General features: G+C 35.5%; 27 protein-coding genes. 4 read left to right on the top strand and 23 right to left on the bottom strand.

The window, feature by feature from the left end:
* The 11 genes from queG to IPI31_17615 form a co-directional block, all read right to left on the bottom strand.
* The gene (queG, locus tag IPI31_17665) at positions 1-933 is read right to left on the bottom strand and encodes a tRNA epoxyqueuosine(34) reductase QueG (protein MBK7569652.1); all 933 of its coding nucleotides are present in this window, start codon (positions 931-933) and stop codon (positions 1-3) included.
* Positions 926-1,588 (bottom strand): NAD(P)H-binding protein, encoded by a 663-nt coding sequence (locus tag IPI31_17660; GenBank protein ID MBK7569651.1) that lies wholly within the window; start codon positions 1,586-1,588, stop codon positions 926-928. Before IPI31_17660 ends, queG begins: the two co-directional genes overlap by 8 nt.
* Entirely contained in the window at positions 1,585-2,343 is a 759-nt protein-coding gene (locus tag IPI31_17655) for a glycosyltransferase family 2 protein (GenBank protein MBK7569650.1), read from the bottom strand. Before IPI31_17655 ends, IPI31_17660 begins: the two co-directional genes overlap by 4 nt.
* Complete coding sequence (locus tag IPI31_17650) at positions 2,336-3,148, bottom strand: glycosyltransferase family 2 protein (GenBank protein ID MBK7569649.1); 813 nt, start codon at positions 3,146-3,148, stop codon at positions 2,336-2,338. Before IPI31_17650 ends, IPI31_17655 begins: the two co-directional genes overlap by 8 nt.
* Entirely contained in the window at positions 3,111-4,325 is a 1,215-nt protein-coding gene (locus tag IPI31_17645) for a hypothetical protein (GenBank protein ID MBK7569648.1), read from the bottom strand. Before IPI31_17645 ends, IPI31_17650 begins: the two co-directional genes overlap by 38 nt.
* A gap of 15 nt (positions 4,326-4,340) precedes the next feature.
* Positions 4,341-5,660, bottom strand: coding sequence for a polysaccharide biosynthesis C-terminal domain-containing protein (locus tag IPI31_17640; protein MBK7569647.1), 1,320 nt, complete (start codon positions 5,658-5,660; stop codon positions 4,341-4,343).
* 142 nt (positions 5,661-5,802) lie between these two features.
* Positions 5,803-6,987, bottom strand: a complete 1,185-nt coding sequence (locus tag IPI31_17635; protein ID MBK7569646.1) for an MFS transporter — start codon at positions 6,985-6,987, stop codon at positions 5,803-5,805.
* Between the two features lie 29 nt (positions 6,988-7,016).
* Positions 7,017-8,393 carry a hypothetical protein gene (locus IPI31_17630; protein ID MBK7569645.1) on the bottom strand — a complete coding sequence of 459 codons (1,377 nt, stop codon included), beginning with the start codon at positions 8,391-8,393 and terminating at the stop codon, positions 7,017-7,019.
* Between the two features lie 57 nt (positions 8,394-8,450).
* A complete protein-coding gene (locus IPI31_17625; protein MBK7569644.1) occupies positions 8,451-9,032 on the bottom strand; it encodes a redoxin domain-containing protein in 582 nt (193 codons plus the stop codon).
* Positions 9,016-10,074, bottom strand: coding sequence for an agmatinase family protein (locus tag IPI31_17620; GenBank protein MBK7569643.1), 1,059 nt, complete (start codon positions 10,072-10,074; stop codon positions 9,016-9,018). The genes IPI31_17625 and IPI31_17620 overlap by 17 nt, the downstream gene beginning before the upstream one ends.
* A gap of 67 nt (positions 10,075-10,141) precedes the next feature.
* On the bottom strand, positions 10,142-10,972 hold the full coding sequence (locus IPI31_17615; GenBank protein ID MBK7569642.1) for a carboxypeptidase-like regulatory domain-containing protein: 831 nt from the start codon (positions 10,970-10,972) through the stop codon (positions 10,142-10,144).
* 232 nt (positions 10,973-11,204) lie between these two features.
* On the opposite strand from IPI31_17615, the gene IPI31_17610 reads away from it, so the two are divergent.
* Positions 11,205-12,260 carry a hypothetical protein gene (locus IPI31_17610; GenBank protein ID MBK7569641.1) on the top strand — a complete coding sequence of 352 codons (1,056 nt, stop codon included), beginning with the start codon at positions 11,205-11,207 and terminating at the stop codon, positions 12,258-12,260.
* Positions 12,261-12,294: 34 nt separating this feature from the next.
* Here the strand turns inward: IPI31_17610 and IPI31_17605 are convergent, their stop codons facing one another.
* The 10 genes from IPI31_17605 to IPI31_17560 form a co-directional block, all read right to left on the bottom strand.
* Positions 12,295-12,735 carry a hypothetical protein gene (locus tag IPI31_17605; protein MBK7569640.1) on the bottom strand — a complete coding sequence of 147 codons (441 nt, stop codon included), beginning with the start codon at positions 12,733-12,735 and terminating at the stop codon, positions 12,295-12,297.
* A gap of 133 nt (positions 12,736-12,868) precedes the next feature.
* Positions 12,869-14,278 carry a Glu/Leu/Phe/Val dehydrogenase gene (locus IPI31_17600; GenBank protein MBK7569639.1) on the bottom strand — a complete coding sequence of 470 codons (1,410 nt, stop codon included), beginning with the start codon at positions 14,276-14,278 and terminating at the stop codon, positions 12,869-12,871.
* Positions 14,279-14,361: 83 nt separating this feature from the next.
* Positions 14,362-14,616, bottom strand: a complete 255-nt coding sequence (locus tag IPI31_17595; GenBank protein ID MBK7569638.1) for a CcmD family protein — start codon at positions 14,614-14,616, stop codon at positions 14,362-14,364.
* Positions 14,613-15,293, bottom strand: coding sequence for a cytochrome c biogenesis protein CcsA (ccsA, locus tag IPI31_17590; protein ID MBK7569637.1), 681 nt, complete (start codon positions 15,291-15,293; stop codon positions 14,613-14,615). Before ccsA ends, IPI31_17595 begins: the two co-directional genes overlap by 4 nt.
* Before the next feature lie 57 nt (positions 15,294-15,350).
* Complete coding sequence (locus IPI31_17585) at positions 15,351-16,010, bottom strand: heme exporter protein CcmB (GenBank protein ID MBK7569636.1); 660 nt, start codon at positions 16,008-16,010, stop codon at positions 15,351-15,353.
* A 559-nt stretch (positions 16,011-16,569) separates the two neighbouring features.
* The gene (locus tag IPI31_17580; protein ID MBK7569635.1) at positions 16,570-17,442 is read right to left on the bottom strand and encodes a sterol desaturase family protein; all 873 of its coding nucleotides are present in this window, start codon (positions 17,440-17,442) and stop codon (positions 16,570-16,572) included.
* Positions 17,443-17,466: 24 nt separating this feature from the next.
* The gene (locus IPI31_17575) at positions 17,467-17,946 is read right to left on the bottom strand and encodes a hypothetical protein (protein ID MBK7569634.1); all 480 of its coding nucleotides are present in this window, start codon (positions 17,944-17,946) and stop codon (positions 17,467-17,469) included.
* A gap of 289 nt (positions 17,947-18,235) precedes the next feature.
* Positions 18,236-18,721, bottom strand: coding sequence for a DUF1905 domain-containing protein (locus IPI31_17570; GenBank protein MBK7569633.1), 486 nt, complete (start codon positions 18,719-18,721; stop codon positions 18,236-18,238).
* A gap of 58 nt (positions 18,722-18,779) precedes the next feature.
* Positions 18,780-19,160 carry a hypothetical protein gene (locus tag IPI31_17565; protein MBK7569632.1) on the bottom strand — a complete coding sequence of 127 codons (381 nt, stop codon included), beginning with the start codon at positions 19,158-19,160 and terminating at the stop codon, positions 18,780-18,782.
* Between the two features lie 7 nt (positions 19,161-19,167).
* The gene (locus tag IPI31_17560; protein MBK7569631.1) at positions 19,168-19,422 is read right to left on the bottom strand and encodes a hypothetical protein; all 255 of its coding nucleotides are present in this window, start codon (positions 19,420-19,422) and stop codon (positions 19,168-19,170) included.
* 89 nt (positions 19,423-19,511) lie between these two features.
* Between IPI31_17560 and accC the strand changes: the two genes are divergently transcribed.
* Both accC and IPI31_17550 read left to right on the top strand, forming a co-directional pair.
* Positions 19,512-20,999 (top strand): acetyl-CoA carboxylase biotin carboxylase subunit, encoded by a 1,488-nt coding sequence (gene accC / locus IPI31_17555; GenBank protein MBK7569630.1) that lies wholly within the window; start codon positions 19,512-19,514, stop codon positions 20,997-20,999.
* Between the two features lie 170 nt (positions 21,000-21,169).
* Complete coding sequence (locus IPI31_17550) at positions 21,170-21,775, top strand: tetratricopeptide repeat protein (GenBank protein MBK7569629.1); 606 nt, start codon at positions 21,170-21,172, stop codon at positions 21,773-21,775.
* A 227-nt stretch (positions 21,776-22,002) separates the two neighbouring features.
* On the opposite strand, the gene IPI31_17545 is transcribed toward IPI31_17550, so the two are convergent.
* Positions 22,003-22,350 (bottom strand): four helix bundle protein, encoded by a 348-nt coding sequence (locus tag IPI31_17545; GenBank protein ID MBK7569628.1) that lies wholly within the window; start codon positions 22,348-22,350, stop codon positions 22,003-22,005.
* Positions 22,351-22,557: 207 nt separating this feature from the next.
* The gene (locus tag IPI31_17540) at positions 22,558-23,367 is read right to left on the bottom strand and encodes a tetratricopeptide repeat protein (protein ID MBK7569627.1); all 810 of its coding nucleotides are present in this window, start codon (positions 23,365-23,367) and stop codon (positions 22,558-22,560) included.
* A 146-nt stretch (positions 23,368-23,513) separates the two neighbouring features.
* On the opposite strand from IPI31_17540, the gene IPI31_17535 reads away from it, so the two are divergent.
* Positions 23,514-25,763: a PKD domain-containing protein gene (locus IPI31_17535; protein ID MBK7569626.1), complete on the top strand. Its 2,250-nt coding sequence runs from the start codon at positions 23,514-23,516 to the stop codon at positions 25,761-25,763.
* Positions 25,764-25,816 lie beyond the last annotated feature (53 nt).

Below are 25,816 nucleotides of genomic sequence, written 5' to 3'. Positions count from 1 at the left end.
TTATTGTAAAAAATCAATATTGCGTTTTAACCCTTTAAATTTTGTTCTCTGTACGGGTGAATCCTTAAATAATCTGTTGAAGGACTCTTCAGAGAGTTGATCCCAGTCCTTTTTTTTAAGGTCTAGTAATTCCGGTTGTGGGATAAATTTATTTTCCTTATGTGGAGTGGAAAATCGATTCCATGGGCAAACATCCTGACAAATATCACAACCGAAAATTCTATTTTCCATTTTGCCTTTGAATTCCGATGAAATAAATTCATCTTTTAATTCGATGGTCAAATAGGAGATGCACTTGGTAGCATCGATATAATATGGTTCATGCAATGCATCAGTAGGGCAGGCATCAACACAGGCAGTACAACTTCCGCAATAATCTTTCATTGGACCGTCATAGATCAATTCGAGATCACAAATAATTTCCGCGAGAAAAAAAAATGAACCTGATCGCGGATTAATAATATTGGTGTTTTTTCCCTGCCAGCCTAGTCCGCTTTTTTGGGCCCAGGCCTTTTCCAGAACGGGTGCCGAATCAACAAAAATTCTGCTGTGAAAATCGCCGGCTATATGTTTAATTTCATTAATGAAAGTATATAATTTATCTTTTATAACCACATGATAATCCTCTCCGAATGCATATGTTGAAATATGGTAATCAGCCTCTTCTGTTTGTTTTTCTTCCGTAAAATAATTATACATTAAACTTATTACCGATTTGGAATCAGGAACCAGTTTTGTAGGATCGATACGCATGTCGAAATGATTTTCCATATAAAACATTTTGCCATGTCTGTTTTGGTTCAACCATTTTTCCAATAAACGTGCTTCCTCTTCTAATTGGCCGGCTTTGGATATGCCGCAATAGGAAAACCCGGCATCAGCGGCACCTTTTTTAATAAATGCTGTAATATTTTCTTTGGTGGAATTACGCATCCGCGATCTGTTGAATGAGGTCGGAGGTATAAATATATTCTCCTTGTTTTTGTTCTTTTGCCAGTTTTAACATTGTTTTGGCAATTGTGGTAACCTTAATAGACCTGTATTTTTTTAATCCACCAATTAAAAAGGGTTTCATAAGATTTAATATAACCTCACCCACTTTTTCTCCAGCTCTTTTTTCAATTCTATCACCAACCAATAAAGAAGGTTGTAATATATGAAGTGAATTTAGTTTGAGTGCCAATAATTTATCCTGTAATTCGCCCTTTACGCGATTATAAAAAATGGAGGAATTGCTTTTGGCGCCAAGTGCTGAGATGATCAATAATTGATTGGCATTATACTTTTTTACGCAATTTGCGATCAATAAAGGATTATAAAGATCAGCTTCCTTAAATTTTTCCTTATCGTAATTTACCTGTTTTATAGTAGTTCCTAGGCAACAAAAAACATCAGCATTTTCAAATTCGGCTCCATAGGTATCGAGGTCGCTAAAATTGGTGACAATGTATTTCGCACCTGCTTCTGCTGTTGCTTTCTCACGGCGAACAAAACAAACAATTTCAGTGTAATATTTTGTATCGATCAAATGCTGAAGTAAGACTGAACCCGTTAAACCCGTTGAGCCAAAAATTACTGCTTTTTTCATTGTTTCATGTATTTAATTGTTTTGTTGAAAAGAAAACAGCTGAAATAATACAGAGCACTGAACAGCGATAAATTTTGATGTTTGCGCAATAATATCCAGTTGTATTTCAACACATTCGTTTTTTTATTGGATAAGGAAGATTCACGTATTCGATAAATTGCAAGTGGTTGCTGTATTCCATAGCCGATAACACCTGTTTTCAGAATATTTAACCACAAACCATAATCCTGTCGTTTGCGAATTTCAGGCATTAACATTTTGCCTAATTTTTCAGAATTATAAATTGCTGTTAAACAACCAATAGTATTATTTTTTAATAATTGTGCGTAATTTACTGTTTTAGGTGCGGAAATAGTTTTCTTCAGATCTTTTCCATTTTCATCCATTGTTGTATAACAACTGAAAGTGAATGAACGTTCATTCATCTCCATAGAATTGATCTGTAGCATAAGTTTTTCCGGTAACCAAATATCATCGGCATCTAAAAATGCAATATACTTTCCCGTACACTTTAAAATTGCAGTATTTCTTGCGATCGCAGTTCCGCTGTTTGCTGTCAGGAAAATACTTTTTATCCTTTTATCAATGGAAGTAAAATTTGAAATTATTTCTTTAGAATTATCCGTACTATTATCATCAATTAACCAGAGTTCCCAATTAAGGTAAAGCTGATTAATTACAGATCGGATGGCATCTTCCAGAAAATGTTCTGAATTATACACCGGCATTATTACAGATACGAGTGGTTCAGCCATTTCTTAAAAATTTAAAACTTCCTTTATAAATATTGTATATAAAACTAAGGAAACCCAACGAGCTTTTATATTCATTATACTTTCGCAAGGCAAATAATCCATCGATGATCAAAAATTTCCATCCATACACTTTTGTTATCATAGCTCCTTTGTCAAATGCAACTTCCTTATTAAATATTTTACCTGAACTTATTGGCGGATGTTGTACAAGATATTCGGGAACGTAAACTGCTTTTAATCCTTTTTTTATTCCATCGCTTAACATTACAAATTCTTCGCCGGTATTATATTTTGTTCCTAATCCGAAACGTTCATCAAATTTTACTAATCCTTTTTGAAATGCCGATCTTCTGATCACCATTTCCACAATGGAAACTGTGGCGCAACTTCGGATCGAATGTGTGAATGAATTGGAGGGATAATTTTTATAGGGCTGATGTGCTGTAGTTTCTATTTTAAAGGTATAAATATCTGCAATGGGAAATTGTTCAGATGCTTTCATTATTTGCTGATAAAAATCTTTCTTAAAAATCAGGTCGTCATCACACAAATAAAATAATTCGCCACTGGCATTTTCCATTGCACAATTTCGGCTACGGCCGGTTCCTTTTTCAAATCGGGGAATAAATTTTGTTTTTTCGCTATCAAATTTTGTATAAAATGACTGATATTTATCTGCGGTATCGTAATCTGTTATCTGGTGAACAACAATAAATTCAGTATCCTCAAAGTTTTGAAGTAAAATGGATTCAGCTGCATAAATTCTGTCATTTATTGTCGACAGCAGTATGCTCAGTTTTTTCATTTGTTTTTTTCTTGAATAACAGTTTACTTATTGTTGGGGTTGCCAAAATCATAAATATTAAAATAATCGGCATTCTATGTCTTACGGCTCCAGTGATATGATATTCGTAACCACCAAATAGAATGATATAAAATAAAATTAATAATAGTATAGCCCCATGATTTTTTAGATGATATTTAAATTTGGAAAAAATGACCAGCAATAAGAACACCATAAATATCAGATCTAAAAATGGAATTAATGTGGAGATCGGATCATGATCTACAAAAATAGGTAAAGGGGAAAAAAGGAATTGTCCTATAATAAAAGGGTAATCTCTCGCCATATCTGCATAAGAATCCCATTGCACATTCCCATATCCCAACGGACCTGCATTACTGATGTTTACATTTCTGAGTTCCGCCATAGTTTGGGGAGATAGGGGTTTTTCCACCAATACATATCTTACGGTCAGCACTGCTATAAGTACTGTTGAAATGAGGATAGAAGCTTTAAAGAATGAGTGGATCTTTAATTTATATACCAGCAAAACACCTAATACCGGAAAAACAAAAACGATGAGTTGCAACCTTATTGCGCACAGGAGTATACTTCCAAAAATTAAAGCTCTCCATTGTTTTTGATAAATGAAATGTAAAAATCCATTAAAAAATACAGCGAATCCAAATATTACAAAGGCCTCTCTTAAAGGAACAGTAAAATAAATTGATGCAGCAGGCCAAACAAAACACAAAAGTGAAAAAGTAATTTCATCGGCATGGGAAAAATTTGGGTTTATCTTTTTCCAGGCTCGCAGAAAGATCATGAGGGCCAGTATATATAAAAATATGCAAAAGAATACATAAATAACCGGTGAATTCAAACAAATTAAACCAATGAATAAGCTTAGATAATATAACACTAAAATATTTTCTGAACTTGTTTCCGGGTATTGACCACTACTTATCATGTAAGAATATAGGTCAGTATCGGGTAAATAGGGAAGGAAATTGAAGAAGCTATCTAAAATGATAATAATAAAATACAACTGAAAAATCAAAATGAATATTCGGAGTGCTTTTTTATTGATATCAAAAAAGACGTCTCCTATGCGATGTAATAAATAACAGAATATACCATTATACACCAGAAATAACATGTAATCCCACCACTCTATATTTTCAAAATACTGTTTCATTGCACAAGGGTCTATTTAGACATTATTATTTTTCTTCACTTTTTTTCTTTTCCGCAAAAACCGAAGGTAAATAATTTGTTTTGCTTCGGGTAAATTTCGGGTGTAATACATTTTCATGAACAACACTATAAGGAAGCTGATAACCGTAGCCAGTGCAGCTCCCATGATATTCATTGATGGAATGAGTATGAAATTAAGTAAAATATTGATCACTGCGGCTAAAACAGTTGCTTTAATAATAGGGAAGTCATTTTTTCTAACATATAAAATATAATGAAAGATTAGCGAGAAATTCAGAATGATCTTAGATACTACCAAAACCAAAAATACCTTGTAATCCTGCATGTACATTGGATCTTCCAGCGATTTGAACATTGGAATAATGAGTAAGGAAAGTGCAATTGCAATTAATATACTATATATCACAACTTGTTTTGCGAACTGACCCAACGTTTTTCTGTAATCGTAATTATTTTTATGAAATGTTTCAATAAGTCGTGGTGAAAATGTAATAATAACTGCAGTATGCACAAAGGTTTCTATAATATTGCACATGTTTGCGTATAAGGTATAAACACCCACTGATTCTTTTGAGTGATAAAAATCGATAAAGTATCTGTCGGCAAATTCAATAATTTTATATCCAACTGTTCCGATAAAAAATAATGAACTCACCTTGATTCCTTGCCTTATCCATGCCCAGTCGATGGGGATATGTCTTACAGATTTAAATTTGATCTTAGCCAGAAAAAACAAAGAAACCCCAATTGCAGATGCACCACCACCAAGCCAGAATAAATAGGTTGTCTTCAGATTTCGCAACCCGTCGAATCCACTCATCCAAAGTATTAATAATACATAGGCCCAAAATCCGGTGCGAAGAAATAAAACTACATTTGCAGTAATTGGTTTTGAAAAAACCACAAAGGTTCGATACGCTTCCTGCGCCAGATGTTCAAATAGGAGAATAGCATAAAAGAAAATGGCAAACCTGAGTTCAATAACATTAAATACAAAAAGTAAACCCAGAAGTGGAAACAATACCAGATAACTTATAAAATAAAAAACCAGTTGGTCGCGCAACATCGGGCTTCGGTCTGCAACATCAAAATCCAGAATTCTGCGCGAGGAATAGGTATAGAAATCGAGTCCCACTACATATAGAGATAATGCGATAGAAGTAGTGAATATCCCCCAAACCCCATATTGTTCTACTGTTAAATTTCGCGCAAGGAAGTAAACCAATAAAAACTTACCAATGAGTGTTGCACCCCTTATTGTAAGATTTGCAGTGGTGATGAGATTGGTTCTTTTAATCGTATCAATAAGTTTCATGAGTTTTTTACGATTAAAGATTTAAGGGGACAATGGACCAATAAAAAAAATTTTGTGATAAAGCATGGAGGCAGTTGTGCATATATCGGTACCAAATCAATGGCGAATATACATCACATTTTTGTGAAATGAAGGGAGCATTTTAAACAATTTCACGCAATTTATATGGAACGCTCACCATGTAGATGGCAGTAGCGAAAACTACGATGGCAGTAAAAGCAAATGCAGTTTCTGCATTAAAAAGTGTCCATAACAACCCGGCAGTTGCAGAGGCCACAAAAGCGCATAAACTGGAAAGGGAGGCATAGGTGCCAATTGCGGTGCCCGCTTCGTTTGCTTGGCAGATGTTTGTTATCCACGCTTTGGCGATTCCTTCTGTACATGCAGCATACACGCCATATAAGAAAAATAGTATCCAATAAACCCAATTTTGACCTGTAAATGAAAATCCGACATATACAATTACGAAAAGAAACAAACCAAAAATGAACGTTTTTTTCACTCCAAATTTATCTGCAATAATGCCTGCCGGGAAAGATAATAACGCATAAACTAAGTTGTAAAAAATATAAACCATGATAATGGTGCTGTCATCCATTCCCGATTCCTTCATTTTTAATAAAAGCAACACATCGGAACTGTTTACTAAAGCAAAGATCAGCAGTCCGATTAGTAATTTTCGATATTGTTTGTCGGAAGTTTTAATATATTTCAGGAAAGAAAAAAAATTAATTTTTTTATCTATTGGGGAAACTTTTTTTTCCTTTAGGAACAAGGTAAAAATAACTGCTGCAATACCCGGAATAAATGCGATAACAAATAATGTTTTGTAAGAACCGGGATAAAATATTAAAAATATAAGTGCGATCATCGGACCTAATACCGCACCAAACGTATCCATACTTCTGTGGAATCCAAAAACTCTGGCTTTATATTGAGGAGAAGCCTGGGCGGATAATAAAGCATCACGCGGTGCTGTGCGTAAACCTTTTCCAAGTCTGTCCACTGTTCTTGTAAAAAATATCCAGGCGGGAGTTGCAAATAATGCAAGCATAGGTTTGGAAACTGCGCTCAATAAATATCCTGCCTGCACAAAAGGCAATCGTTTTTGCCGAACATCTGATAATTGTCCGAAATATCCCTTGCTCAAACCTGCGATCATTTCTGCAAAACCTTCCAAAATGCCTATCAATGCTGCAGAAAACCCGATAGATGTGAGAAATACCGGCATGATAGGATATAACATTTCACTGGCCATGTCGGTAAATAAACTTACCAAACTAATGATCAGGATCGGTTTTGTAATATATGGGAATATTTTTTTCATGCAGTTGGGTGCAGGTAAAAATATATCAGTTATTCCAGACTCAAATTCTCATCTCCTTCCTGATATTCCATAAAGGTGATGATAAACTGCAACATTTCATTCGTGGTTTTCATGCTGTCAAATTTATCACCACGATCAATTATTACCTGTGGAGGAAAATAAGGATTATTGATATTTTTCTCTGTGTTATCGTAAGTACCTTCAACATGTATTGTTGATCCACCCGGAATTTTAATCGCTGTTTTAAAAGTATAAAAATACTGCCATCTGAAATCCCATTTATTTATTCTGATCAATGGGATGGTATCCTTTTGTGGAGTAAGGGCATATGCCAAAAATGTTTTACCTAATAAATGCATATGCGGATTAATTGTGAGCAAACTCATATCCTCCTGAACCAAATAGTCGATGGTGAATGTTTTTATTTCATTTGCAGGAATTACTAATGCGGGTTTTACAGGTGCAACGCCGAGTGAACCTAAAAGTAATTCATAGGTTGGTCGTTTGGGAGGCTTATCATCAAAAAAGATATTTAAAACAGAATTTGCATCTATTGTATCTCGAGCTCCCGGACCGAAGTGATAATCATTAATAAAAAATACTCCTTGTTTCGACATTTTAAATCCTCCAATTCCTTCCGGATATAATGCCGGCGATACACCAGGTAAATAATTACAAACCAAAGGAACCAGAAAAGGGTAAGTGCCATCATCATTTTTATTATCCATCGCTGTTTGAACTACTTCTGCACTTTCTGCTAAATTAGTTGCTATGATCTTTTCGCCACCAAAAACATTTTTCTTTTTTCCGGGTTCATATTCGATCAGATTTGCATTCATGTGATGAGCCAGTTTTTTATTTCCGGGAATAAATTCGATCGTTTTTACAAATTTATCCTCGGGAATTTCGTAAGGAACTTTCACAAGAAAAAAATGATCTTTATTATTTCCCTCAAGAAATATTTCCGGAAATGGGATCACAAGGTCAGGAATTCCAATTTGTGAACCATCAGGGTAATGGGGAGGATCTTGTTCTTTGGATTTATCTCCCTCCTTGCAGCCCTCATCTGCCCAAACTTTTATCATTTCAATTTCCGTTTCCGTTAAAATTCTTTCTCCTTTAAAATTACTATAAGTAGGATCTGCAGGCCAAGGAGGCATGAAACGCGATTGGGTAACTTTTACTATCGTTTTTGATTTCCCTTTTACCTGTTCATAACTTGCAAGCGAAAAGGGTCCGGCCGAATTGGAGCGATGGCATGGAGTGCAATTTTTATAAATAATAGGAGCAATATGTTCATTGTAATTGAGGTTTTCAGGCACAACTACGCTCTTCGTTTTTTCTTTACATCCAAAAGAAAGTGAAATTAGAAATAATAGAGTTAATAAGTTCCTGACTTTTATCATTGGATGCTAAAATAGTAATTTCTTTACAAGCAAAACAACTTGAACTGTATTCTTGATTTATACTCCTTCAATAAAACAACCTACAGCTGTAGTTTTTTTTACCGCGATCTTCTTATTTTGAAGCAGTGCATTCAGGGCATCCTTTAAATAAAATTCAGTTATTACCTGCCGTTTTTCACCGAGGTCGATTGCCCAATTGTCGATGGCTCCAGAATATACAACTTCACCTTTGTTGTTCAAAACAAACACTTCAGGAGTTGTGGTGGCCTTTAAATATTTTGCCAGCATTAATTTTTTATCCGGTAAATTATTTTGTTTTAATTGGTAGGTTTGAATAAAAGTCTGAATTTCTTCCCCACTGTATAATGTACCTGGAAACATATTTATAAAATCAACATCCTTTTCTTCAAATTCGAGTTGAATATCATTTAAGGTTTTTGTATAATTTTCACTTAAAGGACATTCGGGAGATAAAAATGCTATTACCGTGGCTTTATGAGCTGAAATTTCAGCTAAATAAATCTCCTTATTAAAAAAATCTGTTAATGTTATAGAAGATATTTTTTCCAATGGTGATCTGCATCCCCATAAGGAGGTGCAAACCATTAGAAATATTATTTTATTAAACAAATTCGACATTGCTTTTCAAAGCGAGATTACATAATTTGTATAATAATCGCGCTCCTACAATTGCGTCCCATTCATCATCTCCCGGTGCAACTTCCACAATATCAAAACCAATTATTTTGCGACCGGAAATTATAATTTCATTTAATAAATAAATTGCCTGTTCGTATTGTAATCCACCAGGTACGGGAGTTCCGGTATTTGGACAAAATGTTTGAACCAAACCATCAATATCAAAACTGATATAAACATTTTTAGGTAATTCTTCTACTATCTGACGACAAATTGCTGACCACTGAATTCCATTGAACAATGCATTTTTTATTTCATGGTCGAAGAAGGTAACTATTCTGCGATCTGAATTATCAATAATATTTATTTCATCATCACAAATATCTCTAACACCTACCTGCACCAATTTTTTAACATTTTCAATTTTCAGGGCATTGAACATGATACTTGCATGTGAATAAGTAAACCCTTCGTATGATTCGCGAAGATCGGCGTGCGCATCAATTTGTAAAATACCAAAACCGCCGTGTTTTTCAGATAATGCTTCCATTAATCCGAGAGGAGTACTGTGGTCACCGCCAATTAATCCTGGAATTTTATTATCGGTTAAGATTTTAGAAGCTTCTGTTTTTACTTGTTTATTCATTTTTTCACAAGCAGCATTTACAGTGTCTAATACGGTAGCGGTATTTATTTCTTTACCTTTTTCTAAAGATCTGATATAAGTAGACGCAATTTTTCTTATTTCACCATTTTTCTTTTTCAGGGAAGCAGAAAATTTAGTAGTAAATATTCCTGCATGCCAACCGTTTGGATTGTCGTTATCATAAAGATCAACTTGTGTGGATGCTTTTAAAATTGCTTCCGGGCCTTTTGCTGTTCCATCGCGGTAAGAAACTGTTGCTTCCCATGGCACGGAGAATAAGATAAGTTCACTTTCATCATAAGTAAAGGGTAGTCCGAATAATTGATTATTGGAAACACCAACACCGCTAGCATCAAAGGCTGCAATTTTTTCTGATTTCGACTGATTTTCTTCCATGCCGCAAAGATACGTATGAACTCAAAAACAATAAATTATTTTATGGAAGAAATATCTGATAATACAGTTATTTCTCAAATTCTGCCTTACACCAAATGCCGATTCCTATTGGGAAGCCGGCCCAATCGGCCTGACTCGTTTGGCGAAAAACAACCTTGTGACCAAAAAATCCTGCACAAAACATTACTCCTTTGGTTTTGTCGGGAAGATCCTGCAACCATTCGAGTGATAACACAAAATCATCATCCACCTTAATATCGTAAGGATAAAGGTCAACAACTGCATTTTTCTGGTCGCGATAAATTGTAATGTATATAGGGAGAGATATTAGCAATTCACCGGGCAGACCATCCTCCAGATCATAAATATTTACTCTGAAAATTATGCTGTCATAATTTACCTGCGCAAAATTGAATCCACATGATTTTAAGTAGTAGGTTTTGCCATCCTTTAATTTCATTACCGTTCCCAGTTCTGAACCAAGATCATCAGTTAAAAATCCTGCAGAAACATTTGGGGAATTAAAATCATTGCCGAGCACTGCTTCCTTCATATTGCGCGGTCTTATTATCACTTCCGAAAGTTCTTTTATATCTGGTTCAAGTGTTATGGATTTATTTAGTTGAATAAAATCAGAAATAAATTTTTTAACAGGAATGAGTTGAGTTTTATACCCTATCATCGATATTCTCAAAGTATCAGACATGTTTTCCTCTGAAAAATTCAAATGGAAAGTGCCATCAAATTGTGAAACTGTGCCAATATTCTTTTTTGGAATTCCAATATTTACAAAAGCCAAAGGTTGATCAGTGGAAGCATCTTTGATAATACCCGAATAAATTTGTGAAAATGTATTATTTATAGAAAAAATAAATAGTAGGATATAAATTGATTTCATAAAGTATTTTTTGTTGTGACGTATGAATATGAAGTAAGTTACATTATAGGGTAAAGATATTTGCTTTAAATATAAAACAGGTCAGCAATTTTAAGAAGGTCCAAAATTTCTGCTTTGGTCTCGGATATATGCAGAATATCCACATATAGTTGCACTTTAAATTATTTTTTAATAGTTAAAATTTTGTGTAAATGGATTTCCAGGGGTGAAAATTAATAATACCTTCGTCATTATGAAAATCCAAACCTTACTAATTGCATTCGCACTTTTAATTTCTGTACAAGCCTGGAGTCAAACGGTAAATACTACCGATACTTCTATAGCTGTAAAGAAGGTTCCTGAAGAACAAAACATCATATCATCTAAAAAATTGAAATTGACGGGTTATACTCAACCAAGGTTTCAATACTTTCAGGATACTTTAAAAAACAGCACCTTCGATATACGCAGGGCGCGACTTGCACTTACAGGAGCGATGAATGAAAAGATCGACTATCGTTTATTCGTGGAGTTTGCAGGGTCAGTGCCTCCACAATTATTGGAAGCAATATTCAGTTATAAATTTGATGATAAACTAAAATTTTCTGTTGGTCAGATATTGGTCCCGCTCGGGAATGATATTATTGCCTCCGAAACAAAAATGGAAAGTGTGAACAGGGTTTTGTTGAGTGAATATTTAGGAGCCCGTGGAAATGATGTAATCGGAAATCAAAATGCAAGAGATATAGGAGCTACCTTTTCCGGTATTTTAAAATCGGGTGCAAGTCGGCCCGTTCTGAATTATACATTAGGTGTATTTAATGGGGCCGGAATAAACAGAATGGATAATAATAAAGATAAAGCTATTGCCGGAAGAATAATTGTTTCTCCAATAAAAGATCTATGGTTAGGTGGTTCTTATTATAATGGAAGCTCTCGTTGGGGTGATAGTATTCTTATCGATAAAAATAGAGACAGATTTGGCTTGGAATTGGAATATAAATATAAAAAAATAACGCTGCGGAGCGAGTATCTTCAAGGCCAGGATGATACTATAAACCGTTACGGATATTATGTTCAATTAATTGGTGATATTATTCCATCAAAATTTCAATTATCCGGCAGAGTGGAATTTTTCGATTTTAATGAAGGTATAGATGATGATGCTGTTTATTTATTTACAATATGTCCGTCGTACCTTTGGGGTGAAAGAGCTAGGGTTCAATTAGGGTATGATATAGTACGAGAGGAAAGTGCTACCCAAAAGAAAAATGATGTGGCACAAGTGCAATTTCAACTTGCATTTTAACAGCAGGAAAAAATAATAGTATTAACTTTTGAAATTACGCTTTCACTATTTTAGTTAATTTTATTGGTTTTCCGATCATACGAACATTGGAAGGAATTTCTAATAATGTTCCTTTAAATTTAACACGCAAACCTTCTTTCTTGAATTCATCTCCGAGATTTTCTGCATAATAATCAACATTGGCCCCGCCGGGTAATGTTTCGCGAATAACATAGGCATCCGCCTTTTTATATATCACTCCGGTTTGCATATCGTCTTCTATTACTTTAGGGGCTGGAGGTGGGGTTTCCTTTTTGGTTTGATCAATTACAGGGTCGCCATCCACAGTAATTTTTATATCTGCAGAGTCTGCAGGCGTGGTGGAAATATTGGTGGTATCTGAAATTTGTTCGTCTGTTGTAGTTTTATCAGATGATTTTTTGTTACAGGCAGTCAAGGAAATAATGGATACAAATACAATAAGGATAGGCTTCATTTATGTAAATTTTATTTAGGTAAAAATTAATCAGTATAAAGTTAATACAAATTTATTGCATGTTGATTTTTATTAAAAAAAAGGATCCAAGCGAAATAGGCAAGGATCCTTTTAAAATTTATTGAATCATTTATCAAGGGAAAATACCCATGGCTAAATAATCGCCTGCTATTTTATTAATTGCAACCACAAATGCTGCCATACGCAGGTTATTACATTTTGAATTTGCTTTCCATTCATCGCGAATAGAATGATAAGAGTTGATCATAGTTTCTTCCAATCCACTTCTCACCAGATCAATTTCATCAGGTCCTTTAATGATCCGGTCAACTTCCATATCGGATAATTTTTTACCCGTAAGTTCTTCAATGGTATCCACTATACGCATATTACTTCCCTGTTCAAAACGTTTTTGTAAACGTCCGAAACGAACATGCGATAAATTTTTTAACCATTCAAAATAACTAACGGTAACTCCACCGGCATTTAAATACATATCCGGAATTATCATAATTCCCATTGCATTTAAGATCTCATCCGCTTCTGCAGTTACAGGTCCATTTGCTGCTTCACCAATTATTTTTGCTCTTACACGTGATGCATTTCCTTCGTGAATAACGTTTTCCAATGCAGCAGGAATTAAAATATCACATACTTGTTCAAGGATCTCTGTAGTTTCATTGAGATTATTTGCACCAGGAAAATTTAAAATGGATCCTGTTGATTTTCTATGGTTAAATACTTCATCCACATCTAATCCAGCGGGATTATAAATTGCACCTTCATATTCTCCGATACCAACAATTATTGCACCACCTTCCTGAAAGAATTTTGCTGAATAATATCCAACATTTCCCAATCCTTGAATAACAACTGTTTTTCCTGCAATACCTGCATTTAAACCAATTGCTGCCATATCATCTGCGAAACTACAAGCTTCTCTTACACCATAAAAAACTCCTAAACCTGTTGCTTCTCTTCTTCCATTAATACCGTGTTGAGATACCGGTTTACCCGTTACACAACCATATCCATCCACACTTCCCGGATTTAAAGCCATATATGTATCCATGATCCAACTCATTTCTTTTTCACCGGTTCCATAATCTGGAGCAGGTACATCAAGACCCGGGCCTAACATCTGACGTTTGCATAATTCTGCAGCATAACGTCTGGTTATTCTTTCCAATTCTTCGGGAGAAAATTCTTTTGGATTAATTTTAATTCCACCTTTTGCACCACCGAATGGAACATCCACAATTGCACATTTATAAGTCATTAAACTTGCAAGTGCCATTACTTCATCCTCATTAACCATGGAATCGTAACGAATACCACCTTTTGTTGGTGTACGATGTTGCGAATGTTGCACGCGCCAGGCTTCAATAACCTGAAATTCTCCATTTACCTTTACAGGAAATTTCATGTGATACACAGAGTTACATTCTCTGATCTGGTCCAGCAAGCCACGAGGATGGCCGGTAATATTTGCTGCCTTTTCGAAATTCTTTTCAACACTCTGAAAGAAACTTGTATTTGACATAAATTAATATTGGTTTTATTGATTTGTGAATTTGTTATTAAAATGAATAATTATTAATTGAATTACAACTTACAAATTGTTGTTTATTTATTTTCGTGCATTTCTTTTTCCAACTTTGTAATCTTTTTATCGATGGAAGTGAGATATAAAATAACGCCTCCCAAAATAATCACAATTACACCCACTACTACATAGATCATCCCGTTACTTCTCAATACATTGTCGATGTTATTGCCTGAATCCGGTGATGGCTCATTTTGAGCGTGCGCAAAGGTAACCTTTGAAATCAAAAAAAGAAATGATAAAATATAGGGAAGAAAATTAAATAGCTTTTTCATTCGATGGAAATATTATTGTTTTTGTAATGTAAAATACCGATCCTCACAAGTAAGGAGGAAATCCAGCAGCCTAGTAAAAAATAAGCGATAACAGCAGGGTAAAATACCACACGCATGGTACTATCAAGATCATACACAGTAAAAGAGGCGTTTCCTCCACTTCCGGGATGTAAAGAATCGGTTAAACGTGGCACCACATTTATAGCAACATTTAGTAATACAAATGCAAAAATGCTGTATACGGCAGAAACTTTAGCTCGCTTTTCTTCGTCCTCAATAGATCCCCGAAGGACAAAATAGGCCAGATATATCAATAACCCGATTGCAGCTCCAAGTGTTTTTACATCATTTGTTATCCATGATATAAGGTTTCCCCAAATATAATTCCCCCACAACATGCCGGTCATAAAACCGAGAATGCCAAAAACCATGGCTGATTTGATAAGATTTACGGCAACAATGTCATATATTTTTTTACCTGTCCGGAGAAATTTAATGCTGTAAACCAGCGAGGACAGCATGAGTAATAACATTGCAAACCAACAGGGTACATGGAAAAAAAGATTTCTGACAGTTTCGTGTAACAGCGGAACATCAGGTGTTTTGATCAATAATCCTACGATAAAGGTGTAAGCCAGCAGAATAATACCAAGCACCTTCCACCACCTTTTATGCAACTGTTTCAGCATTCTAAAATTCACTTTTTCCTAAAAAAACAGGTAAAAACCCTGTCCTTAATCGCGCCAAAGGTAAGGAAATAAAATAAGAGCCATAGCAATTATCAGCACATTTAATCCCAATAGATACAAAAGATCCTGGGCATTTACCATAAGATCGTTTTGTTGCAATGCATTCAAGGAGATTCTAATAAGCATGAGCAGAATAGGGATGAGCATTGGAAATGACAATATTGCCATCAAAGTGCCACTGTTAGAGGCTTTGGAGGCAATGGCGGATATCATGGAAAAGGTGGTAGCGAGTGCAATTGCACCTAAACCTAGTGCCAATAAAAATGAACTGTTATCTACGATGGGATATCCGGAAGTTATACTGTAAAAAACCAGCGCAATTGCCGACAAAAACAGCATGATACAGATATTGTAAAAAATTTTGGCAAGGATGATGGCCTGTGGACTCGCAAGAGTATAATAATAAAGTTGCCGCCCCTGACTTTCCTGTAAAAAACTTTTGGCAACAGCATTTACGGCGGTAAAAAGGATCACTATCCAGAAAAGCACCACCCAAACTGGTCCCCGCACTTCGTTAAAGGTCATGAAAATGATAAAAACTATGCAAAACATATACAATAAAATTCCACTGATGGCATACCGCTGCCGCATTTCAAAAAGCAGGTCTTTTTTGAAGAGGGTGAGTACGGATGGCCAGAATTGCATTGGGTAAAGGTAGGGGTATAATTGATAATTGACAATTGATAATTGACAATTACGCCTTCGACATACCAGGTTTTTTTTAACCTGTGAGGTCTGAAGGAAGGGGGAAAATGTACCAATGTACCGATGAACAGCCAAAAAAAATGTACCAATGCCTGCCCGTCCTTTTTCTGGCGGGAACAGCCATCACGCCTTCGACCTACAAGGTTTTTTTTAACCTGGTAGGTCTGAAGGAAGGGAGAAAAAATGTACCAATAAACAGTCATTAAGCCTTCGACCTACCAGGTTTTTTTTAACCTGTGAGCTCTGAAGGAAGGGAGAAAAAATTTACCGATGTACCGATGTACCGATGCCTGCCCGTCCTTTTTCTGACGGGAGCAGCCGGAAATAATTGATAATTGACAATTGACAATTGACAAATACGCCTTCGACCTACCAGGTTTTTTTTAACCTAACTCAATATTCATTTGAGTAGGAATTTCAATCTTAGTGTAAAAAATACACTAAGCTATTTTTTCATAGCAACTTTAAAACTTCGTTGAAATTGAATATACATGCATTTTCAAGCTTGTTGTTCTGGTATCAAATTATTTTCAGTGGATGTATTTTTTTCATCTTGCAAGTTATTTTGATCTGATTTTGAATAACTATTTATTTTATTCGTGATCGTTTCCGGAAGCAAGGGATAAACAATTTGGCCGACATAATTTTTCGGAAATTCTTCTTTAATTCCGAATGCTTCGGGTTCATGATCGGGACAAAAATAAGTTCCGAAAATGACATCCATTAAGGGAGAAATATTTGCATAGTTTCCCGCTTTGCGATCGAGATCGTGGTGCCAGTGGTGCAGTTCGGGTGCTCCGATAAGTATACGCAGTTTGCCAATGGGTAATCGCACATTAGAGTGAATATATATTGCCCAGATTCCGCGGAAGGCAATTAATCCTGCAATTGTTTCTAAAGGAAATCCCAAAAGAAATGCAGGGAGATTGATTAATCCAACTGTATAAATGGAATCGAGCGGATGTTCGCGATGTGCAGCTAACCAATCGAGGTGAACGGAACTATGATGCACTTTATGAAATCGCCATAAAAAATTTACTTTATGTTGTAATCTATGTCCCCAATAAATAATAAAATCACTTAATACAATAACTTCTATTAATTGAAGCCACCAAGGTTGGGCAGATACCGCATTTCTGAAATTGGTGGGAACAATACCATTTAACCAAAAACTGAAATAACTCAAAACCCAAATAACCAAACCTCCCCACAACACATATTGCCCTAAAAAGAAAAACAGATCCATGGTCCATTCTTTTCTGAAAAATTTCTGTTTCAGTTTTGCGGGAAATACTTTTTCCATAGGTGCAAAAACCAGGATCAGAAATAATAAACTTAATCCACTTGCTTCTAGAAGGTCAATTATTTGCATAGAAATTATTTATGAACCATACATTTATTGTTCAAGAGTGTCCGGTCTTAAATTAAAAGGATCTGATTTTGGATTATATTGTATGCGAACATCAGGTTCAGGTGTAAAAATAATTCCCGATTTTGAAGTTCCCATATAATTAAATCTTAAAGATTTTTTAATCTCTGCTGTATCTATTTTGTTACTATATAAAGCTTTTGATATAGAGTCTTCTATTTTAATCTGCTCTAATAAGGAGTATTTGATTAGACTTTTATCAACAATGATCATCGATTTGGAAGAAGATAATAACCTGGGATTAATTTTTGGCGTATCAATTAATTTAGTTGGAGTGTCGATATTTACAGGTATAGTTTGTGTTATATTCGTTTGAACAACATTTTTGATTTCTACTTGTGAATTTGCAGATCTGTCGAAGACGCCACTTTTGTAAGCAACAAATCCGCTTAGCAATAAAATAAAAATGGATAGGGTTAATATCTGGAGTGGTTTGAATTGTTTCATAACTATTTCATTTAAACATAGTATGGTATAGCGATAAAATGAAAGTAAATATATAATAAAAATTGAGTTTTTACCTAACGAATTATTTATGGAGGATATTATAGACTGATAAGTACCGTGTCCTTTGCCTTTCGTGCCGTATTTCGGATGGCGAGGCCACAAAGGCACAAAGGACACAAAGTTGCACGAAGAAGTTATATTTGGAAGATGATATTACCCCTTTTGAAAATAGTGAAGCTTATAAAAGTAAAAGAAAGAAGTATTAAATTGTAATGAGTCAATAGTCAGATTATAAATCCTCCTTATCATACATTTTTAACCCTTTCGTCAACCTATTAATAGTTTTCGCCAGTCGGTCGATTTTAGTTTCTTCCTTTTTCGCGGAATATACCCACTGAATATAGAATTTTTGTTCGCTATCAGAAAGCCGGTTAAAGAATTTAAGTGCTTTGGGTTCATCTTCCAAACATAACAACATCTCCTCCGGAATTTCGAGGGGTTCGTTATCGGGAAATAAAATTACATGCACCCAGTCGCCTTCTTTTTTACCGATCTTTTTGCGGATCTCTGCTCTAACCGGTAAAAATAATCTTCCATCACCCATGGGCATTAGATGGTATTTTCTGATCTCGAATCCATCAATGGTTCCCCTTACTTTTACCCAGCCAAAATGTGCTCTTTTATCTTGTGGTATCTCGTCTATACGTGCATAGGTCCATCCTCCCTTTCCCTGGAAACGTTCCAGAAGATATTTTTTGTCTACTAAGGATTTCATTTAAAAAGCAGTTGAATTTTTTTCATCACAAAATGATCGAATTTTATCAGGGCCAATTTCACCACGTTCCACCCGGCGAAAATAAAAAATCTATTTCATTGTCAATATCATATAACCATTGATATCCCTTCGTTTCTTTCAAACAAAACGGTGCTAATAATTCAACCATTTCCTGAAAACCTTCCAGTGTAAGATCGCAAAAAAAGAGAACTGTGTCTTCTGTAACAATTCCTATATCATCATCTGCAATTCGCAATGTTAATTCACAATTTCTGGCCTCTATAAAATCGAGTTCGTTAATATTAAGTGGTTTATTTTTAATTAAAATAACATCTTGAATGTGTTTGCGGAATTGAATTGCCTGCAACATGTCAAAATTGTATAGGCGGACCATATGTTCGCCGCTGTTGTTAATATTGTGGATGTAATCGAGTTGCATGGAAATTTTAATATTCAAAATTTAATAAACATATAACGGCAATAACTAATAAAATAATGACAATAATAAAAACATATTTTAATATCCTTGAAATTAGTTCAATATGTTTTAAAAATGGGATTTTCTTTTCATCATCTGCATGTTTCCTTTTATAGTGATCAACAATAAATGAAAACACAAAACTCACAATCCCTAAAATAATAACAAATATCAATATACTCAGAATTATTAAACCACCCATAATTTCAGCCTGAAGTAACATTTCCGTGCAATTTGTCTAAAACTAATCAATAATCCGGCATTTATTATTTTGTCTTTCCTCAATTCAAATCTTTCCCCCATCTTTGTCAAATGAAGATCAAAAAGATCCTGATCGCCAATCGCGGGGAGATTGCTTTGCGTGTTATGCGTACGGCAAAGGAAATGGGAATTAAGACCGTTGCAGTATATTCAGAAGCTGATAGAAATGCAATTCACACCCAATATGCAGATGAAGCTTATTATATAGGTCCTCCACCGTCGAATCAAAGTTATTTATTGATGGACAAAATTCTGGAGGTTGCTAAGATCTCCGGTGCCGATGCTATACATCCGGGGTATGGTTTCCTGAGTGAAAATGCTGTTTTTGCACAAAAAGTACAGGATGCAGGATTAATATTTATTGGTCCGGATCCGATCAGTATTAATATGATGGGTGATAAGATCTCCGCAAAACAGGCTGCAGCAAAATTTCACATACCAATGGTTCCGGGCACTGATCATGCAATAAAAGATCTTGAGGAAGCTAAAATTGTTGCTGCAAAAGCCGGTTATCCAATTTTAATAAAGGCGAGTGCGGGTGGGGGAGGAAAGGGTATGCGCGTAGTTCAAAACGAAGCAGAATTGGATGAACAAATGCATCGTGCCATGAGTGAGGCAAAAAGCGCTTTTGGGGATGATGCGGTTTTTATTGAAAAATTTGTAACATCTCCAAGGCATATAGAAATTCAAATTCTTGCCGACAGACATGGAAATGTTGTGTATTTATTTGAGCGGGAATGCTCTATTCAGCGTCGTCACCAAAAATTGGTGGAAGAAGCACCTTCTGCAGTAGTTTCACCGGAAATGCGCAAAGCAATGGGTGAAAGTGCTGTAAATGCTGCAAAAGCGTGTAATTATGTTGGAGCCGGAACGGTCGAATTTTTAGTGGATGCTGATCTTAATTTTTATTTTCTGGAAATGAATACCCGTTTGCAGGTGGAACATCCTGTAACTGAATTTATTACGGGTTTAGATATCGTACGTGAACAAATTTTAGTGGCGGAAGGAGAGGAGTTGGGTTTCAAACAGGAAGATCTTAAAATTCATGGTCACGCAATCGAATTAAGGGTGACGGCCGAGGATCCAAAAAATAATTTCCTCCCCGATATAGGAAAATTAATTACCTATCGCCGCCCTCAGGGACATGGCATTCGCGTGGATGATGGTTATGAGGAGGGAATGGATATTCCCATTTATTATGATCCGCTGTTGGCAAAATTGATCGTACATGCCGCTACACGTGAATTGGCATGCAAAAAGATGATTCGTGCCATCAACGATTACAAAATTTCAGGAGTGGCTACCACATTGCCTTTCGGGAAATTTGTAATGCAACATGAAGCTTTTTTATCTGCGAAATTTGACACAGGATTTATTGAAAAATATTTTACTCCCGAAAAATTGATATCGGAAAACGAAGAAGAAGAGGGTATTGCAGCATTTTTCGCCTCATTCGTGCATGAAAAAAAATCGGTAAACCCAGCGCTACAAAGCTCCGTTATGGAAAAACGCTCCAATTGGAAATTAAACAGATCTTGAAATTTTGATCTTTTTTGGAGATTTTCTTAAAATATTTCCCGAAATTTGAATTTATCTGAAAAATTATCGTTTAATCGGCATTATTCGTTTTCAGGGTTTATTTGGCAGCCCTTTTGGTCGCCAAATAATAATAAAAAGGCATATTTCGTTTATAAACTAAATTGAAGGCCATGACACGGACACTCATTTTTACATTTTTTATTTCGTTGTTTGCAGTTGCGCAAGCACAAATAGATACCGACAAAATTGAAATAATTGCTGACGACGACAGTATAATTTTTAAAGTTGACGGTGAAGAATCTGCCATTGCCAACAGTGATATGGCCGCTTATTATCTTTCCATGGGATTAGAAGCTGCTGTTGAGGGAGATTATTCCGGAGCGGAGGATAAATTCCGTGTTGCTTTATTATATGATCTTCAGAATGCAGAAATTTTATATAACCTGGGCCTTGCTCAATATTTCCAGGAAGATTATAATACTGCAATTAAAACATTTGATGCCGCAGCAGATGTAGATCCGGAAAATAAGGATATTTATAACCAACGTGGATTAAGCAAAGCAATGCTCGGAAATTACACCGATGCTGAAACGGATTTTAAGATCATGTTAAAATATGACCCCAATTTTCCAATGGGCAATTATAATTACGGAATATTAATGTTACAGATCGGTGAGATGGAATCTGCGTGCGAATATTTAAATAAATCAGATAGTTATGGCTATGAAAAAGCACCGGAGGTGTTGGCTGCGTATTGCTCCGGATATGGTGATTGAGAAAGAATCGAAGGGAGAAGGGAGAAGATTCGAAGGGTAAGGTTCTAAGGAATAAAAAAGGAAGGAAGGTGAGTAAGGTAAAAAAAAGGGGTTCTCGATTTAATTTAAAGCATTAAGACCTTTCGCTAAATTTTTACTGATTTATTAATTTTCAAAAAAAAATACATTGTTATGATGGAAAAAATGTGTATCTGCATTATATTTTAATATTGAATTGCAATAATACATTACATTTCTAATTTATTAACTATTGCAACAAAGATCGAAGTTAATTGGTCGCTCTCATTTATTAATCTTTTAACTTCTTCAGACTCTGTAATTTTTAAATCAAAAAGGCTATTTAACCAGAAGTTAGATTCATCAATTTCCTCAAGAGAAATTTTAATTTTATTTAATGCATCTCTTTTAGATTTACCTCTTTGTGAAGCCCGGTAATTTGCTGCCGCACTAAATGCAGAATCAATTAGTTGCTCAATTAATTGTTTATTATAAACATCCTGCTTGATCTTTTTTACACAATTATAAACATCATAAGAAAAGATCTTTACTCGGTTTAATAACTCTCTTTCAGACATAACAATTTATTTAAGGGTTAAACAATTGCAAACCTTAAAGATAATCTTCTTCAATTAAAAATCAAATGCTGAAGATTGGGGGAAATCATTATTGGTAGAATATTCCCCCTTATTTAACCTTACACACCTTCCTTCCTTGAATCCTTAGAACCTTCCCCTTCGAATCTTCGAATCTTCTCCCTTCGAATCTTCCTAAACCATCGAATCTTATTTATTGCATAAGCTCTCAACTTGAATCTTCGAATATTCATCTCCTAATTCGGCACCCTTTTTCCAATCTTGACATGCGTTATCATCAAAATATAATTCGTAGTAAGCGACTCCGCGTTCGTAGTATGCATCGCCTGCAGTGGGTTGTAGATTTATTACTTTGGTATAGGCTTCAATTGCCAGATCATATGCTTTATTATCGTTGTGAATAAATCCAATTTGATACCATGCATCTGCATCCTGAGGATCTAATTCTACAACTTTGTTGAAGGCAATCATAGCATCAGTATAATTTTCTAATGCATAAAAACATAATCCTCTGTAATAATAAGCATCAGCATATGTTGGATCAATATTTATAGCTCTGGTAAGATCCTCCAATGCATCTGAATAACGTGTTAGCATATATTTTGCAAATGCCCGTTCAAAAAAAGCTTCTGCGTACGTTGGATCATAATATAAGGCATTCGTATATGCACTTATCGCTTCCTCAATTTTGTTCGCTTCAAATAAACAATATCCTTTCCAATAATATGCTTTTGCATCTCCCGGTTTTAATTTTATTATTTGTTCGAAATCCTTTATTGCTGCCTCAAAATTTGCCGTGAAATAATAACTCAATCCCCTGTTAAAATATGCCTCCGGATAATCGGGTGCAAGATTTATACATTCTGTATAATCGGCGATAGCTCCAACATAATCTTTGGCTTCATATTTTTCGAATCCCGACTCAAACCATTGGTCCGCAGTTTGTGCCTGCGTCTTACTCAATAAAACCAAAAAACCACAAACAATTAAATACCTCATATCTACCATTAAAATTTGCCGAAAGTTACCAACAATTATGCCCCTATTCAATTCGACAAAACAGTTTTTGCTTAAAATTTGTTTTTTAAAGTTAATCAATTGGAAAAAATGACCTAATTTAGTGTGATGATAAAAATATATACTTTATGAAAAGAAACATTTACTTACTCCTCAGTATTCTGATTTCCACCTTTACAATCCATGGCCAGGCCATTGTATTTTCTGACGATTTTGAAAGTGGACTCACAAATTGGACGGTTACAGGTTCGTGGAATACAACTACCACTGATGCCTACAGTCCTACTCACAGTTTTACCGATAGTCCTGATGGCAATTATCTGGATGCATTTTCTTCAGAAGCAACCATGGCAGTGAGTGCTGACTTAACCTTTGCTCTTGATGCAGATGTTCAGTTCTATGCCCTTCTTGACCTCGAGCTCGGGTTTGATTATGTCTACCTCGACGCTTCCTCCGATGCAGGTGGATCATGGACAAATATTGAAATTTTTAACGGTGAAGACCTGTTTACATGGCAGTTATATTCCGTTCCGCTGGGCGCTTTTGTTGGCAGCCCTGATGTGCGTCTTCGCTTTCGTTTTGTAAGTGATGCTGCATATAATGTTGATGGTATTTATATTGATGATCTTGTTATCTACAGATATAATGTCGACGTTTCTGAACCATTGATTCTGCACGATCCAACAAATTTGTATGAAGGAACACTTGGACCAAATCCTCTGACAGCTGAAATTATCGACGCTTCCGATGTTGAGAGCAGCTTCTTATGGTACAGTCTCGATGGTGGCGCATATACCTCCATTGCAGGTTTCAATACATTTGGAGATACCTATTTATTTGAAATACCTGAACAGGCACCCGGAACCTGGATCAGTTATTACATTGAAGCTACCGATGGTTTTGCAGTGCCAAATACTGCCGTAACCGATACTTTTGAGATCATCGCTGGAAATTATATTTCTTATGATGCTGGAATAATTGACTTTGTTGCAGATATCGGTACCCTTAGTGCCACAGGATATGTTTCTGCAGCTGTTAGAATGACCTTGACCGGTGAAACTGACGTGGTTACTGCAGTTATTCAGAATTACACCGATTATATGCGACCAAACGATGATATACAATTTCACATTTGGGCAGATGATGGAACAGGATTTCCGGGTGCTGATATTATAACACCTTTTTATCTCACCCCAGAACCAACCTTAGCAGAACCAAATAAGGGAACCAGAGTTGACCTACGGGGAATGCCGGAATTAGAGGGAATTTATGGAGACGTTTTTGTAGGATATACAGTTCCCGGTGGAGTTGCATGGGTTTCTTATACAAGTACTTTAGCGGTGAACAGAAGTTATGTTCAAACTGGTTTTGGATGGGCGGAGCTTACCGGCGATTTCCATTTCAGAGTTGTTACTTCTGCTATTACAGGTGCTCCTGAGGCATTATATAGTTATACTGCTGTAGCTGAACCTACAGTTAATTTTACTGACCTGTCAACAAATTCACCAACATCATGGTTCTGGGATTTTGGTGACGCAACTTCTTCAACTGAAGAAAATCCGGTGCATACCTTTTTAACGAACGGAGATTTTAATGTTTGTCTCACTGCCACCAATATTGTGGCCAGCGATACTTATTGCGAAATAATTGTGGTTGATTCTTATGTTGCTCCCCTCGCTGATTTTTCATTTGCAGGGGATCCAACGGTTGCATTTACCGATCTTAGTACAAATACTCCATCCGCATGGGATTGGGAATTTGGTGATGGTGGCACCAGCACTGAACAAAATCCTACCTATACATATTTAATAGATGGTGATTATAACGTTTGTTTAACAGCTTCAAATGCAGCGGGCAGTTCAACTGATTGTCAGGTAGTTAATATTGGAAATACACCTAAAATTCCGGTTGTCGATTTTACCTGGTCTATTTCAGGTACTACCGTTGTTTTCACAGATATTTCAACTAATCTACCAGATTACTGGGATTGGGATTTTGGTGATGGCGGTTCGTCTACAGAACAAAACCCATCCCATTTCTATCCTTCCCCTGATAATTACACAGTATGTTTAACTGCGGGCAATGTTGCAGGAGAAGATTTTGAGTGTAAGATCATCAACTTTAATGCTATTGAAGATATAACAAATAGTATTTTGGTAAATATCTATCCAAATCCAGCAGATCAATTTTTGAATATTGAATTACCTGTGAAAGGAAATTATAATGCTCAAATATTAAATACGGTTGGTGCTGTTATTTCTGATTTTGAATTATCAGGAGATAAGATTGTGGATGTCAGCAGTCTGTCACCAGGATTTTATTTATTAAAAATTTCCAGTAACAATTCTATTGGAATGCAATCCTTTATAAAGGAATAATGAATTAATTTTTTTCTTTGCGCCTTTGAAACTTTGTGTGATTATTTTTCTCA

Source organism: Bacteroidota bacterium (assembly GCA_016706865.1).
Taxonomy (GTDB): domain Bacteria; phylum Bacteroidota; class Bacteroidia; order Chitinophagales; family BACL12; genus UBA7236.
The sequence above is the reverse complement of the archived record's forward strand: the minus strand, read 5'-3'. Positions and strand labels throughout refer to the sequence as shown.